Annotated in this window: 9 protein-coding genes, 1 tRNA gene, 2 rRNA genes and 1 pseudogene (1 of these 13 running past the window's edge); 8 read left to right on the top strand and 5 right to left on the bottom strand. The window is 54.9% G+C overall.

Annotated features, from left to right (window positions below; all coding sequences use genetic code 11):
• Positions 1 to 319: 319 nt before the first annotated feature.
• From V6582_RS12845 to V6582_RS12810, 8 genes are all read left to right on the top strand, one after another.
• Positions 320 to 1,444 carry an acyltransferase family protein gene (locus V6582_RS12845; RefSeq protein ID WP_337739403.1) on the top strand — a complete coding sequence of 375 codons (1,125 nt, stop codon included), beginning with the start codon at positions 320 to 322 and terminating at the stop codon, positions 1,442 to 1,444.
• Between the two features lies 1 nt (position 1,445).
• Complete coding sequence (locus tag V6582_RS12840) at positions 1,446 to 2,252, top strand: family 16 glycosylhydrolase (RefSeq protein ID WP_156634668.1); 807 nt, start codon at positions 1,446 to 1,448, stop codon at positions 2,250 to 2,252.
• 228 nt (positions 2,253 to 2,480) lie between these two features.
• The gene (locus V6582_RS12835; protein ID WP_156634669.1) at positions 2,481 to 3,725 is read left to right on the top strand and encodes a glycosyltransferase; all 1,245 of its coding nucleotides are present in this window, start codon (positions 2,481 to 2,483) and stop codon (positions 3,723 to 3,725) included.
• Complete coding sequence (locus V6582_RS12830) at positions 3,715 to 4,740, top strand: glycosyltransferase family 2 protein (protein WP_156634670.1); 1,026 nt, start codon at positions 3,715 to 3,717, stop codon at positions 4,738 to 4,740. Before V6582_RS12835 ends, V6582_RS12830 begins: the two co-directional genes overlap by 11 nt.
• Positions 4,737 to 5,669: a glycosyltransferase gene (locus V6582_RS12825; protein ID WP_156634671.1), complete on the top strand. Its 933-nt coding sequence runs from the start codon at positions 4,737 to 4,739 to the stop codon at positions 5,667 to 5,669. Before V6582_RS12830 ends, V6582_RS12825 begins: the two co-directional genes overlap by 4 nt.
• Positions 5,666 to 6,661 (top strand): glycosyltransferase family 2 protein, encoded by a 996-nt coding sequence (locus V6582_RS12820; protein WP_156634672.1) that lies wholly within the window; start codon positions 5,666 to 5,668, stop codon positions 6,659 to 6,661. The genes V6582_RS12825 and V6582_RS12820 overlap by 4 nt, the downstream gene beginning before the upstream one ends.
• Positions 6,662 to 6,868: 207 nt before the next feature.
• Positions 6,869 to 7,288: a hypothetical protein gene (locus tag V6582_RS12815; protein WP_156634673.1), complete on the top strand. Its 420-nt coding sequence runs from the start codon at positions 6,869 to 6,871 to the stop codon at positions 7,286 to 7,288.
• Positions 7,289 to 7,299: 11 nt separating this feature from the next.
• On the top strand, positions 7,300 to 9,636 hold the full coding sequence (locus tag V6582_RS12810; protein ID WP_156634674.1) for a polysaccharide biosynthesis tyrosine autokinase: 2,337 nt from the start codon (positions 7,300 to 7,302) through the stop codon (positions 9,634 to 9,636).
• A 500-nt stretch (positions 9,637 to 10,136) separates the two neighbouring features.
• Here V6582_RS12810 and V6582_RS12805 read toward each other — a convergent pair.
• The 5 genes and pseudogenes from V6582_RS12805 to V6582_RS12785 form a co-directional block, all read right to left on the bottom strand.
• Positions 10,137 to 11,846 (bottom strand): annotated as a pseudogene (locus V6582_RS12805) (methyl-accepting chemotaxis protein); the annotation flags it as partial.
• Positions 11,847 to 11,859: 13 nt separating this feature from the next.
• A complete protein-coding gene (locus V6582_RS12800) occupies positions 11,860 to 12,063 on the bottom strand; it encodes a hypothetical protein (protein ID WP_349508871.1) in 204 nt (67 codons plus the stop codon).
• Between the two features lie 490 nt (positions 12,064 to 12,553).
• Positions 12,554 to 12,630 (bottom strand) — tRNA-Met (locus V6582_RS12795).
• A gap of 229 nt (positions 12,631 to 12,859) precedes the next feature.
• Positions 12,860 to 12,974, bottom strand: a 5S ribosomal RNA gene (gene rrf, locus V6582_RS12790).
• A 337-nt stretch (positions 12,975 to 13,311) separates the two neighbouring features.
• Positions 13,312 to 15,087: ribosomal RNA gene (locus tag V6582_RS12785) — 23S ribosomal RNA — on the bottom strand (it continues 1,137 nt past the right edge of the window).

The raw sequence follows: 15,087 nt of genomic DNA, 5'->3' as shown, positions 1-15,087 counted from the left end.
CGGTGCAATTCCTTAGCTTTTTTCGAGCTATGGACAAAAAAATATTCGCATACGCGAATAGACATATAGTTTTACGTGCATGCATTTAAACCATTGAATTTTCAATATTTTCTCAAAAAATCCAGCTATTGCCCCACCAATCCCACCTAAGCTCACTAAGCAAGCTGCAAAAAATTGAGGAACCAGAGGTAAATTTTTTGCTGCACTGCCACATTTTTACAGGCACATTCCCATAATGTGAAGGTGCTGGCTCATATAGTGAAGGGCCGCGGGGTGATGGGGACAATAGAGGATATTGAAGACAGGAGTATCGAATATCGTGAAGATCGACCAGGAACTGTCCGCGCGGATTCATATGGCGCGGTTGATGCTGATCGTCGGCATTGTCTTCGTACATGTCCCCTTCGATCCGCAGTCGAATGCCTATCTGGGCCAATACGGCGCCTTTGATTGGCTGCGCGCCTTTCTCGGCGACATGCTGTTTCGCATTGGCGTTCCCTGCCTCAGTGCGATTTCCGGCCTGCTGATGTTTCGCCGAGGCCTTGACGGTTTCGATTACAAGAAAGTGCTGCGCTCGAAAAGTTCGAGCGTTTTGCTGCCTTTCCTGCTGTGGAACAGCATCGTTTTCCTGTATGTGCTGACCACGCAATCCATGGGCTATGGCGAAGGATATTTCCCAAGCGTTCTGACCGCGTCTTATCGGGAACTCGTTACGCTCGCGCTGGCGACGGAAGACTGGCCGATCAATCTGCCGCTCTATTTCCTGCGTGACCTGCTGCTCTGCTTCCTTTTATCGCCACTGATTGGCTTCCTGGTGAAACGCCAGCCCGCGCTGACGCTGGGGGTTCTACTGCTTTATGTCATCCTGCCAGTGCCCAATATGATCTTCCTGAAAAAGTCGATCATTCTCGGGTTTTCGGCCGGTGCGGCGATTGCGATACACAATGTCGATATCCGCAAGCTCGACCGTTATGCCTTGCCGATTGTGGCAGCCGTGCTGATTTCGGCCATGGCGGTGTTTGTCTGCATGTTTCGAACGGGCTTTAACGAGCACCCGCTCTGGCTTGATGTGATATATGGTCTGATCACGGTGATTGGCGGCCTGGGAGCCTGGGAAATGACCCGGCTGCTCAAGAATACGCGCCTAGGCAAAACACTGGTCGCCGCCCCCGGCGGACTAAGTTTCTGGATCTTCTGTGCGCATTATCCGATCTTGATGACCGCTTGGATGGTCTGGCAGAAATTCGATATCGGGCCTTACCCCCTATTTTACGTCCTCGCGCTACCCGTCACCTTCTGCCTGCTGCTTACCTCCCATTTCCTGGCGATACGGCTCACGCCGGGATTTTACGGGGTAATGACCGGCCAGCGCAATGCAAGCGGCAGAGACAAGAACAAGAACGCGGCAGCCGGGCGGGCGCTTGCCTTCAGCAAAGGAGACTGACATGAACCACCCCTCGCTTTTCCGAGGTCTGTTTTCTCGGCTACTCTGCGCCTCTGCTTTCGGCGCCACGGTTTTGATGACCCTGTCCACAGCCCATGCCCAGCAGCCCGCCGAAGGCCAGTCCTTTGTCGATACATTTGACAAACTGGATTTAAAACGCTGGTATATTTCCGACGGCTGGAATAACGGACCGCATCAGAACTGCACGTGGACCAAGAAAAACGTGAAAATCAAGGATGGCCATCTGGAATTGACATTTGACGACAAGCCCCTGGGCGAGCGTCAGTATTCCTGTGCCGAAATCCAGACCAAGCAGCGCTTCAGCTATGGCACCTATGAGGCGCGCCTGAAGACCGCCGATGCGTCCGGGCTGAACTCGGCCTTTTTCACCTTCATCGGCCCACGCGACAAATCTCCCCATGACGAGATCGATTTCGAGATCCTCGGCAAAAACCTGAGCCAGGTTCAGGTCAACCAGTATATCTCGGCCAAGGGTGGCAATGAAAAAATGGCTGCCGTCGATAACGGCGCCAACAAGGGCTTCAACGATTATGCCTTTGTCTGGGAAAAGGAGCGCTTGCGCTACTATGTCAACGGCAAGCTGGTTCAGGATGTGACCGATCCGGCCAAGCTGCCGAGCCACACCCAAAAGATCTTCTTTAGCCTTTGGGGTACGGATACTTTGAAGGACTGGATGGGGTCGTTTTCCTATTCCGGCCCGCAGACCATGACCGTAGAGCGAGTGGCATTCACGGCGCTGGGCGACAAATGCCAGTTCCCGGAATCGGTCGCCTGCACACTGAATTGAGACCAAGCAATGTGAGAGCGGCCTTACCTCGATAGGGACGCAGATTGCCAGACTGCTGCATCATGGCTTGATCCGGGTAAGGTTCAGGAAAAACATGCCGCATCACTGAAACAGGACAGGGGGCGAGGTAAGCCATGGGTGGCTTACCTTTCCATGAAGACGCAATTTGGCGCGGGAAACCGGATCCTCTTTGAGAGAGGTTTCCTCGCAATTGCACAAAGGGGGCCAATGACCATACGTGTGCTATACCTTGCGCATGACCTTGCCGATCCTGCCATTCGCCGCAGGGTGATGATGTTGCGTGCCGGCGGTGCGGACGTGATGCTGGCTGGCTTTCGCCGCGATGAAAACAAATTGGCCGCGGTGGAAGGGGTTCAGCCGATTGAGCTTGGAATAACCGCCGATGGCCGGTTTGCCCACCGCGCGGCAACGGTGTTGAAAGCAAGCTTGTCAGCCGCCGCTAAACTTGGCCATCTGCCGCGCCCGGATGTGATCATTGCCCGCAATCTCGAAATGCTGGCCATCGGCCGTCGCGCCCGCCATATTTTCGGTGCCCCTGTGCCGATGGTCTATGAATGTCTCGACATTCATCGGCTGATGCTGCGCAATGATCCCCTCGGCAAATCGCTGCGGGGTCTGGAAGCGCGGCTCGGTCGCCAGGCAAGCCTGTTGATCACCAGTTCTCCTGCCTTTGTCGAGCAGTATTTTCAGCCGCTTTCAGGTCTCGATCTACCGACCATGCTGCTTGAAAACCAGGTGCTTGACCTTTCAGGGCATGACGCGTCACTGGCGCTGACACCGCGGGTTCCAGCTCCCGGCCAGCCTTGGCGCATTGGTTGGTTCGGCGCCCTGCGCTGTTCGAAATCCCTTAAACTGCTCGGTGATTTCACCCGGTCAATGCAGGGTTCGGCAATTGTCGAGATGCGCGGACGGCCAGCCCATATCGAGTTTGAGAATTTCGATGCGCAGGTCGCGCGTGAACCGCATGTCAATTTTCATGGACCCTACAAAAATCCCGAGGACCTGGCCGGCATTTATCAGCAGGTTCAATTCGTCTGGGCCATCGATTTCTACGAGGAAGGCCAGAATTCAAGCTGGCTTTTGCCGAACCGGCTCTATGAAGGATGCCGCTATGGCACTGTTCCTATTGCCCTGAAAGGGACTGAGACGGCACGCTATCTGGCCCGCAAGGGCATCGGCTTTGAATTGCCGGATGCAAGCGTCTCCTCCCTCGTTTCGCTGTTTGAAACCATGACTGCCGAGCGTTATCAGTCCGCCTTCGACGCGGTAGCCGCCCAGGACCCACACAGTTTCACGCTTACCAGAGCCGATTGCGAGACTTTGGTGCGCCGACTTGCAGCGCTTCCAGCAGATCCCGTTGCCTCCCGCTCGCTCAATTCAAGCGCCCTGAAGGCGCCGATTCTTTCAACCAAGCCAACCCTTTCGAACAAGGTAGACGTTCATGATGGCTGACAAGCTCAAATCCGTAAGATGCCTGATCGTCATCCCCTGCCTCAACGAAGAAAAGCACATCGCGGGCGTCATCGCCAATCTGGCCAAGGCGCTTGACGATCTGAATGCTGAAATCGTCGTGGCAGATGGCGGCAGCCGCGATCAGACCCAGGCGATCGTTTCGCGCATTTCCGCTGTAAATTCCAAGGTCCGGCTGATCGACAATCCGAAGAAGATCCAGAGCGCCGCCGTCAACTTGACCGTTGCGCAATTCGGCGCTGATTACGATTATATCATTCGCATCGATGCCCATGGCACCTATCCTGAAGATTATTGCCAGACACTGGTGACTGAGGCCTTGGAAACCGGGGCTGATTCCGTCGTGGTCGGCATGTTGACGGTTGGCTTCGGAACGTTCCAGAAGGCAACGGCCCTGGCTCAGAATTCCAAGCTCGGCAACGGTGGCTCCAAACATCGCACTGGCGCCCAAAGTCACTGGACGGATCACGGCCATCACGCCCTGATCCGCATAGCCGCCTATAAAGCGATTGGCGGCTATGACGAATCGTTCCGTCATAACGAAGATGCGGAATTCGACTACCGACTGAATAAATCCGGCTTTCGTGTCTGGATGACCGCCAATACCAGCATGGTCTATTATCCACGCTCCAGCCCCTTGCCGCTCTACCGGCAATATTTTGGCTATGGCCGCGGTCGCGCCCAGAATTTCCTGAAACATCGCTCTCGTCCAAGCCTGCGTCAGCTCATTCCGCTGGCCGTGGCGCCGGTTGCCGTTTTCGCATTGCTGTGCGTGTTCAGCTGGCTCGCCCTCATCCCGCTTCTCGTCTGGGCGCTGGCCTGCCTGGGCTACGGCGTCTGGCTCGCCATCGGCGAGCGACAGCCGCTTGGGCCGCTGGCTGCCGTCTCGGCAATGATCATGCATTTCGCCTGGTCAGCCGGTTTCTGGCGGGAAATGTTGGATTTTCGCAACCGCAAAACCTATCCGCTGCCGCCCAGTCAAGAGGTTGCGTCATGAATGCCGCCCATCCCATCCGCATCGATATCGGCATCTGCACGTTCCGGCGGCCCGAGCTTGAGACCGCTCTGTTGTCGCTCGCCATGATCGACGTTCCCACCGGTGTGTCCCTGCGCATCATCGTTGCCGACAATGACCAGACGCCCAGCGCCGCATCCCTGGTCGATAGCCTGCGCCCGCGTCTTCCCTGCGGGTTGATTTATGTCCATTGCCCGGCTGGCAACATATCCATCGCCCGCAATGCCTGCCTGGATGCCAGCGATGCCGATTACCTTGCCTTTATCGATGATGACGAGACCGCAACGGAAAGCTGGCTGAACGAACTGTTGACGGTCGCCCGCCAAACCGGTGCCGATGCCGTGCTTGGTCCCGTCAAGGCGGACTATAGTGACAACGCGCCGGAATGGATGCGCAAAGGCGATTTTCACTCGACATTCCCGGTCTTTGTCGGCGGTGAAATCCGCACTGGCTATACCTGCAACGTGCTTCTCGATCTGCGTTCACCACGCCTTACCGAGCGCCGTTTCAACCTGGCGCTGGGCAAGACCGGCGGTGAGGATACCGAGTATTTCACCTATATATACCGCAATGGCGGCAGGATCGCCTATGCCGAAAACGCCCTTCTCCATGAACCCGTGACCCCATCGCGCAGCCGGTTCGACTGGTTGGCCAAGCGCCGCTACCGCATGGGCCAGACCCATGGCCGGCTGGTGGCTGAAGGCCAGGGAACCCTGACGAAATTCAAGGCAATCCTGATGGCCGGAGCAAAGGCTATTTTCTGCTTTCTGGCCGCACTGGTTTTCGCCTTCATGCCAATCCATCGCCATCGCTACGTCCTGCGCGGCATCCTGCATCTCGGCGCCGTCTCCGGCATTCTCGGCTTTCGTGAAATCCACCAATACGGATCGCTGGAGACTGCCAAGCCATGATCGCCTGGACCCCCGACGTCACGGTGTTGATTGCCGCCTATAATACCGGTGAAACCATTGAGCGCGCCATTGAAAGCGCCCTGTCGCAAGTCAATGTCACAGTCGAAGTAATTGTTGTCGACGATTGCTCATCCGACGATACCCGCGACCGGGTTGCTGCCCTCACCGATCCCCGCGTTCGCTTGATCGCGTTGGAACGCAATAAGGGGCCGGGTGGTGCCAGGAATGCAGCAATAGATGCCGCCCGTGGTCGCTGGATCGCCGTACTGGATTCAGACGACACATTCAAACCGATGCGGCTGTTTCGAATGATCGAGCGCGCAGAGGACGAAAATGCCCAGGTCGTCGTCGATAATCTCGACGTGATCGACATGAACGGCACCTGCCGGACGATGTTTCTGGAAGACGCGCTGGCGCATATCGGCAAAATCGATCTGGCGCGGTTTATCGGCTCCAACATCCTGTTCCGATCCGAGCATAATTTCGGCTATATGAAGCCTGTTTTCCTGCGCAGTTTCCTGAATGACAAAGGCCTGCGTTTTGACGAGAGCCTGAGAATCGGCGAGGATTATCTGCTGCTGGCTTCGGCCTTGGCCGAGAATGCGATCTGCACGATAGAGCCGACTGCGGGTTACCTCTATTATATCAGGGAGGGTTCGATCTCGCGGGTGCTTCGCCTCCATCATGTCGATGCAATGATGGCCGCAGATGCCGGTTTCATCTCCCGCTATCCGCTGAAAGGGGCAGCGCTTGCGGCCCAGACGGCCCGAACCCGCAGCCTGAGGGAAGCGCGTGCTTTCATAAATCTGATCGATAGTCTCAAGGCACGATCGCTGTCGGGTGTTATCAAGACCGCCCTTGCCAATCCCTTGGCGCTGCGCCATCTGAAAATGCCAATCTCCGTTCGTCTCCAGCGACTGATAAAGAGCCTGCAGAAAGACCGGACATCAAAAGCCGCTACCTCTTCTGCCGATCCGCCAATCAAGGGCTAACGCTGCTTTAGAGAGAAGTGACATGGATCTTTGCACACCAATGCCAAAATCAATGAAGCCCTTGTCCCAACCAGAAGCGATCTTGACCTGCGCTGTTTACTCTTTTTTAAAGGAATTGGTTCCGTCGCATGAAGGCCGTATTCAGGCGGACCAAGACGTCCTATAGTGCAAGTTCCTTAAGTCCGAAATCGATTTAAGGCGAAAACGATGCTTGGATATAAAGTGCCTTGGCCTGGTCTGTTCGTCATGGATGACATCAGGCATCGGAATATCAACATTGTTCTACAATTTGCTTCGTCAGCATCGGATCATTCCCATTCTGATGAAGCCAGGAAACGGGCATCTGCCGAGATCAAGGGTTTGGAGTGCTGTATGAGTGTGAGTTTTTCCAATGTGCATGAGCAGTCACGGCGGTCCATCTGTCCGTTGACCGACCATGCCATGACGGAGATCTCCCGCCCGCACGGCATTGGCGGGAGACGAACCCTAAATCGATCCTGGCAGGTCAGCGGAGGTCTTTTCCTGACAGCCATCCATGCCTCAACCACGTTTGAAGCCGGTTTCCGGCTTATGCCTGGTGCCGCCGAGACATCCTTGGACCAAACTATGTTCCGCAACGAATTATGAAGAGCCGCCCCATGAACGAGAGAAGTTATCCCTATAAAGCCGTTCTGCAACGGGAGCAGCCTGAAGCCGATTCCTTTATCGATCTTGATCGATTGCTGACCATTGCCGTGCGCAGGGCCAGGATCGTCGGGCTGTCGATCGCCCTCTTCGTGATGCTCGGCGTCACCTATCTCCTCTTCACGACACCTTACTATACGTCGATGACGCAGATCCTGCTGGATGACAGCCTGTCGCGCTACACGCAAGACGACAAGGCAGCGCCCGGTGACCGTTCCCAGGCCGATACCGAACTGGCGAGCGCTGTGGAAATCCTCAAATCCAACAGCATGGCCCTGCGGGTTGTCGACGAGGCAAAGCTCAGCGATAATGAGCTGGTCACCAATCCTCCCGCCTCACCGGTATCCTTCGTCAAGGACATGTTGCGATCCGTAAAGAGGCTGGTCAGCCCCGGTCCGAAATTGACCGATGCGGAAATTGCAGCCGGCAAGCGCGGCAAGGCCGCTGCCATGCTACAGCAGAACATTACCGTGGAACGGGTGATGCGCAGTGCGGTCATCGCCGTATCCTATCGCTCTCCCGACCCTCTTCTGTCGGCGAAAGTCACCAAAGCTTACGCAGATGCCTTTCTGACCGATCAGTTGAATGCCAATTTCGACGCCAGTGAGCGGGCAACACTGTGGCTGCAAGGTCGCTTGGACGATCTGGCAAAGCGTGCCCAGCTAGCCTCGCTGGACGTTGAAAAATACAAGGCAGAAAACGGCCTGACCCAAACGGGCGGCGAACTGATGTCGGAACAGCAGTTGACCGACCTCAACAAACAGCTGATCGTTGCCCAGGCCGATGCGGCAAGCGCCCAGGCCCGCTACGAGCAATATAAAAGCATCGTCACGCAAGGCCCGCAAAATGCGGTCAAGAATGCCATCGTTTCCGGACAGGCCGGCGCCAATCAAGTCCTGCAAGATCTGAGAAGCCGGTATTTGTCGATCGAAAAGCGTGAACAGGATATTGTTGCCAATTTTGGTCCAACTCATCCACAGGCCAAAGCGCTGAAGGCTGAAAAAGACAATGTCGGCGGCCAGATTTTCCAGGAATTGCAACAGCTGACGTCAAGCTATGGCAATGAATTCGACGTCGCCAAGTCGCGCGAGCAATCGCTGCGCGGGAGCTTGGAGAAGTTGACCGGCACCAATTCCGACGCCAATAGATCACTTGTGCATCTGAGAGAGCTCGAGCAGAAATCGTCAGCGCTCAAAACCCTCTACGAAGCCTTCCTGAACCGCTACGAAGTGGCCAGCCAAAGCCAGTCCCTGCCAGCAGCCAAAGCGCGGGTTATCTCGGAGGCGGGAATACCCGTCTCCCCATCCAGCCCGAAAAAGACAATGGTAATCGCCCTTTCCATGGTTCTCGGGCTGATGGCCGGTGCCGGGCTGGCCTTTCTCCAGGAAATGCAGGAACGGTACTTCCGCCTGGAAAGCGATGTGCGCACCACACTTGGCCAAAAATCGCTGGGTTACCTGCCCCGTCTCGGTCCAAAGTTGAAAAAGGCAATCAACCCCAAACTCGCCCGCTGGCGTCAAAAAGCGCCCAAGGGAGCAACTGTCGTTCCTGGCGCGGAAAACGTGTCGCTCGACAGAATGATGCGAACCGTGATCGAAGCGCCCCGGTCCGCTTTCACAGAAACCCTGCGAAACACCAAGCTCGCCACCGATATTATCCTACAGGGCAAGACAAGCCGCGTTATCGGTATTCTGTCGGCGCTTCCTGGCGAGGGTAAGTCTACGGTTGCAGCAAATTTCGCCGTTCTGCTTGCCTCCAGCGGTAAGCGGACATTGCTGATCGACGCTGACTTGCGCAATCCGAGCCTCAGCCGGCTCCTGCAGCCAGCCCCGAAAACCGGCCTCGTGCAGGCCGTGCTTGGTGAGGTTTCCTGGCAGGATTGCATCAAGGTGGATCAGGAAACGAAACTCGCCGTCCTACCCATCGTACCCGGCGCGGCAGCCCGATCTCTGGCCCATACCAACGAGCTCATCGCATCGCCCGGAATGAATGCCTTGCTCGAAAATGTCCGACAGTCGTTCGATTACATTATCGTCGACCTTGCGCCGCTCGGCCCGGTCGTTGATGCAAAGGCCTTCGCGCCCTTGGCAGATGGTTTCGTCTTCGTGGTCGAATGGGGCAAGACGCCTAAGAAGCTGGTATCTGATCTACTCGAAGCAGAACCGCATATCAGCAACAAGGTGCTTGGCGTTCTCTTGAACAAGACCGATATGCAAACGCTGACCCGCTATAGCGACTTTGGCGGTTCAGAGAAATTCCGCAAGCAATACAACAAATACTACGTGGAATGATGATTGAAACTGGCACGTCACTGACACCAGCTTTGCCTCATGACGTCTGTCAGACGTGCCAAATTTTGATGACCAAGGAGCAGCTCATTATTGGTTCAAAACGAACCCGAAATTGAGCTGCACCTTGGTAGCGTTATTGCATCGTCTGTTAATCGGCATACCAAATTTTGGCTTTGAGGCATGTTTGTTTGAAGCGCCGCTGCGACGCACTGCTCGGGCGCGTCCCTGGAGTAAGGAGGCCTTCGCGGTAATTCTGCTGATAGGTGCTCTCGCAACGGCTATCTTCGCAGCGGAGAGTAAGGACCGCGTTGTTGAGGAACTCTCCCATGACAATTACGAGGCCAGATGACTTGGCCACTGACCACCAAGCCATCTGAATGATTGTTCTGCTCACCACTACATTTCAAGATGTCGCGCCCTGAACTCTCCCAGGGTTTTGAACCGTTGGGAGTTTCAATTATCGGCATTCATTATGGTCGTTTAGGCAAGTGACCTTGCTATTAAGTGAGTTGATGGAAGCGATCATCTTCTGCGTCCGGCCCACCCATGGAAAGATCGAGTGCAAAACCCTTCGCGCGAGCTTGTTGCGCTGCAACGGAACGATTAGCCATTGGCTTGCGGACTGGCTGGGCCGATGGCACTGCACTGCGGACTGGCGCAACGGTCCCCCTGGATTTGCGTGTCTGAGTATCGCTACTGTCTCCCGTCTGGAAGAAAGTGAGCGAAGACTGCAATTCCTCTGCCTGAGACGCAAGCTCTTCAGAGGTGGCCGACATTTCCTCCGAGGCACTGGCGTTGTGCTGCGTGACCTTATCCAATTGCTGAATGGCCTCGTTGATCTGGGAGGCTCCAAGATCCTGTTCACGACAGGAGGCAGAAATTTCCGAGACGAGTTCGGCGGTCTTGCGAATATCAGGAACGAGCCTGTTCAGCATTTCGCCAGCTGCGGTCGCTGCCTTGACGGTCTCACCGGACAGGCCGCTGATCTCCCCTGCTGCTGCCTGAGAACGTTCAGCAAGCTTGCGCACTTCGGATGCAACAACAGCAAAGCCTTTACCGTGCTCACCGGCACGAGCCGCTTCAACGGCGGCATTCAACGCCAGAAGATCTGTCTGACGAGCGATTTCCTGAACGATGGAAATCTTTTCAGCAATCGTGCGCATGGCATTGACGGCTTTATCAACCGCCTCGCCGGATAACTCGGCATCTTTCGCAGACTGGCGGGCAATCTTCTCTGTCTGGGATGCGTTGTCAGCGTTTTGCTTGATATTAGCGGCCATTTGCTCCATGGACGCCGAGGCCTCCTCAGCCGCAGAGGCCTGCTCTGTCGCACCCTGCGAGAGCTGCTCGGAGGTGGAGGAGAGCGCCTGGCTGCCGCTGGTCACCTGATCAGCCGCAGTGGCGACGCCCGTCGCAAAACTGGTCAGATTGTCGACCAATGAATTGATTGCGTCTTTCATTTTCTGATGGTCGCCTTCACAGGCAATTTCGACATGTTCTGTCAGATCGCCAATGCTGACGAGATTAAGCACTCTATTGCCCTCACCAATTGGCAACAGAATAGCATCCAGCATGGAATTTATACCGGAAACCATTTTGGCAAAATCTCCGACGAACCGGGTGGCCACGCCTCGCTCGCTCAGATTTCCCGCCGTAGACGCCACGGTTAAACGCTGGATTTCGGTAACGATGTCTCGGAAATTGTTCCTCAGCGTTTCTACCGTTTCGTTGATGAACGCTTTCTTTCCTGGAAATTGCTCCAGCGTCGCCTCGAAATTGCCTTCACCGAATTCCTTGATGCAGGCCATGGCCTTTTTCTTGACGACGATATGGCCATTGACCATGTCGTTGACGCCCTTCGCCATCACCGCAAAGTCGCCTTTAAACCGCTCTACAGGCACGAAGACATCGATATCACCCTTGTCGTGCTCCGCTGACATGCGATTCATCTCGGCGATAAAGCCCTTGAGATTGCCACGCAAAGTTTCCACCGTGTCATTGATGAATGCTTTCTTGCCCGGGAACCGCTCAAGCGTAGCCTCAAAATTCCCGTCGCTGAACTCCTGAACGCAGGCCATTGCCTTCACTTTAACGGCGATATGGCCAGCGACCATTTCGTTGATGCCCTTCGCTATGACGGAAAGATCACCCTTGAAGGCATCGACCGGAAGAATGGCATCAATATCGCCCTTGTCATGGTCAATTGCCATGCGGGTCGTGGCTTCACGGAGACTCAGAAACCGGGCGCATAGCGGCGTCGAGCAATCTGTTGACCGCATCCAGCAAGCTCTTTGCCTCGCCGGTCGCCACGTCCACCTGGGCGCGACGTGACGTGTCGCCATCAGCCATGCTGCGCGTCAGATTTTCGATCTCTGTAATTGCTAGCTGTGCTCGGGACGATTTTTTGAACTGTGTGTATAAGGACATGGTGAGCCATCCAACGCGTTACAATAAGTCTATCAATCTGGATCGAAGGTGAGTGTCACTCGCCAAGTATGACCCAGGCGAATTCATAGGCTCCTCAAAAGTCGACAAACCGATTATTGTGAAGAACAATAAAGGATTCGTGAATAGAAGAGATCACTTATGAATTACACCCTAATACCTTTGGCTGAATGATGCCTTCAGACGTTTGAAACTGAGCGACGCTGAAGAGTTTCTGGGCGTGAAGGCCCTGGAATCTCGCCAAAATCTGGACGTTACAATTTGAGTTATAGGCATTGAATTTGTTCGTTTAGGTTTGCTCCAGTTGGCGGATGCGGATGAGTTTGCGCATCGTTCAGGATTGTGGAAAGTGACGTCTGGGGGATTGTGGAGCGCTATGGTGAGTGCCGTGTTGGCGCAAGTGAAGCCAAGAAACGCCAAAAAGCCCCGTTGGGGGCTTTGATGTTATAGCAGGGTTGGTATAGCGGGGGATTGGTTGCGGGGGCAGGATTTGAACCTGCGGCCTTCAGGTTATGAGCCTGACGAGCTACCGGGCTGCTCCACCCCGCGTTACCATTCTTGCATCCCGTTTGGGATATATTTCGACAGATCAAACGATTTTTGTTTGGGTTACCACCCGGGTTTTGTGGGCGGTAAGATGTCGAGTTTTGTTATTTTTGCCTCGTATTTCAGGGGCTTTAAAGCGAAAGAGCCGCTTGCGCGGCCCGAGGTTTTCGGCAGGGCCGAAGTGTGTGAGAGAAGAGTGTTTTGATGTATTTATCAACATTGCCATTAGCAGACCTGGCAGCGACCTACTCTCCCGCGTCTTAAGACGAAGTACCATTGGCGCAGGGGCGTTTCACGGCCGTGTTCGGAATGGGAACGGGTGCGGCCGCCCCGCCATGACCACCAGGTCAGCTAAGGGCAATGTTGATGCTTCGCATCAATAGTGTTCCCTTTTCTTTGGCAAACCCATCTTCTTCGCTTGCGCTCAGAAGGGTGCCAAAGCGTTAATACGGAACCGTATTGATGCTTTGCATATGTGAGAAGCTGGCGGGCGTTGCCCGTTTTTTTTGTGAACACGTCATTCGTCGACGTTTTGCTTGGCGCCTTCGGACGAAGTCCGCAAGCGCAAAGCGCGTCGCCGATCGTTCGGCGCCCTCGCGGAGCATAGGCTCGTATACGAGCCGCTCATGCGTGAGCGCTAAACAGATGGCTCATCGAGGAAGTCGATGAGCATTGTCAATGAGAACGATTAAGCCAATCGAGCTATTAGTAACGGTAAGCTTCGCAGGTTACCCTGCTTCCACACCCGTCCTATCAACGTGGTCGTCTTCCACGGCTCTGATAGGGAATACTCGTTTTCAGGTTGGTTTCCCGCTTAGATGCCTTCAGCGGTTATCCATTCCATATATAGCTACCCTGCTATGCCGTTGGCACGACAACAGGTCCACCAGAGATATGTCCATCCCGGTCCTCTCGTACTAGGGACAGATCCTGTCAATATTCCTACACCCACGGCAGATAGGGACCGAACTGTCTCACGACGTTCTGAACCCAGCTCACGTACCGCTTTAATTGGCGAACAGCCAAACCCTTGGGACCTGCTCCAGCCCCAGGATGCGATGAGCCGACATCGAGGTGCCAAACAACCCCGTCGATATGGACTCTTGGGGGTCATCAGCCTGTTATCCCCGGCGTACCTTTTATCCGTTGAGCGATGGCCCTTCCACGCGGGACCACCGGATCACTATGACCGACTTTCGTCTCTGCTCGACTTGTCAGTCTCGCAGTCAGGCGGGCTTATGCCATTGCACTCGACGACCGATTTCCGACCGGTCTGAGCCCACCATCGCGCGCCTCCGTTACTCTTTCGGAGGCGACCGCCCCAGTCAAACTACCCACCATACACTGTCCCGGATCCGGATAACGGACCGCGGTTAGACATCCATGACGATAAGGGTGGTATTTCAAGGATGGCTCCACTCGAACTGGCGTCCAAGCTTCAAAGCCTACCACCTATCCTACACATGCCGACACGAATGCCAGTGTAAAGCTATAGTAAAGGTGCACGGGGTCTTTCCGTCTGACCGCAGGAACCCCGCATCTTCACGGGGAATTCAATTTCACTGAGTCTATGTTGGAGACAGCGGGGAAGTCGTTACGCCATTCGTGCAGGTCGGAACTTACCCGACAAGGAATTTCGCTACCTTAGGACCGTTATAGTTACGGCCGCCGTTTACTGGGGCTTCGATTCAAAGCTTGCACCTCTCCTCTTAACCTTCCAGCACCGGGCAGGCGTCAGACCCTATACGTCGTCTTGCGACTTCGCAGAGCCCTGTGTTTTTGATAAACAGTCGCTACCCCCTGGTCTGTGCCACCCCTCTCCACTTGCGTAAAAAGGGGTCACGCTTCTTCCGAAGTTACGCGTGCAATTTGCCGAGTTCCTTCAACATAGTTCTCTCAAGCGCCTTGGTATACTCTACCTGACCACCTGTGTCGGTTTCGGGTACGGTCTATACGGTGGAGCTATTTCCTGGAACCACTCCACTGCACAATCAATCCAGTAAGACTGTACAATTTGTGTGATCCGTCACTACCACCAGGCCCACGAATATTAACGTGGTTCCCATCGACTACGCATTTCTGCCTCGCCTTAGGGGCCGGCTAACCCTGCTCAGATTAACTTTAAGCAGGAACCCTTGGTCTTTCGGCGAGGGGGTCTCTCACCCCCTTTATCGTTACTCATGTCAACATTCGCACTTCCGATACCTCCAGGATGTCTCACGACTGTCCCTTCACAGGCTTACGGAACGCTCCGCTACCACTTGCATTACTGCAAATCCTCAGCTTCGGTGCATGGCTTTAGCCCCGTTACATTTTCGGCGCAAAGACCCTTATTTAGACCAGTGAGCTGTTACGCTTTCTTTAAATGATGGCTGCTTCTAAGCCAACATCCTGGTTGTTTTGGGATCCTCACATCCTTTCCCACTTAGCCATGACTTGGGGACCTTAGCTGGAGGTCAG

Origin of the sequence: Agrobacterium vitis (genome assembly GCF_037039395.1) — a bacterium.
Classification (GTDB): Bacteria; Pseudomonadota; Alphaproteobacteria; order Rhizobiales; family Rhizobiaceae; genus Allorhizobium; species Allorhizobium vitis_E.
The sequence above is the reverse complement of the archived record's forward strand: the minus strand, read 5'-3'. Positions and strand labels throughout refer to the sequence as shown.

Excerpts from the sequence above, each read along its gene's own strand:
- V6582_RS12825 (WP_156634671.1), top strand. The coding sequence starts at position 4,737 with ATGAATGCCGCCCATCCCATCCGCATCGATATCGGCATCTGCACGTTC.
- V6582_RS12830 (WP_156634670.1), top strand. The coding sequence starts at position 3,715 with ATGATGGCTGACAAGCTCAAATCCGTAAGATGCCTGATCGTCATCCCC.
- V6582_RS12820 (WP_156634672.1), top strand. The coding sequence starts at position 5,666 with ATGATCGCCTGGACCCCCGACGTCACGGTGTTGATTGCCGCCTATAAT.
- V6582_RS12835 (WP_156634669.1), top strand. The coding sequence starts at position 2,481 with ATGACCATACGTGTGCTATACCTTGCGCATGACCTTGCCGATCCTGCC.
- V6582_RS12800 (WP_349508871.1), bottom strand. The coding sequence starts at position 12,063 with ATGTCCTTATACACACAGTTCAAAAAATCGTCCCGAGCACAGCTAGCA.
- V6582_RS12840 (WP_156634668.1), top strand. The coding sequence starts at position 1,446 with ATGAACCACCCCTCGCTTTTCCGAGGTCTGTTTTCTCGGCTACTCTGC.
- V6582_RS12815 (WP_156634673.1), top strand. The coding sequence starts at position 6,869 with ATGCTTGGATATAAAGTGCCTTGGCCTGGTCTGTTCGTCATGGATGAC.
- V6582_RS12810 (WP_156634674.1), top strand. The coding sequence starts at position 7,300 with ATGAACGAGAGAAGTTATCCCTATAAAGCCGTTCTGCAACGGGAGCAG.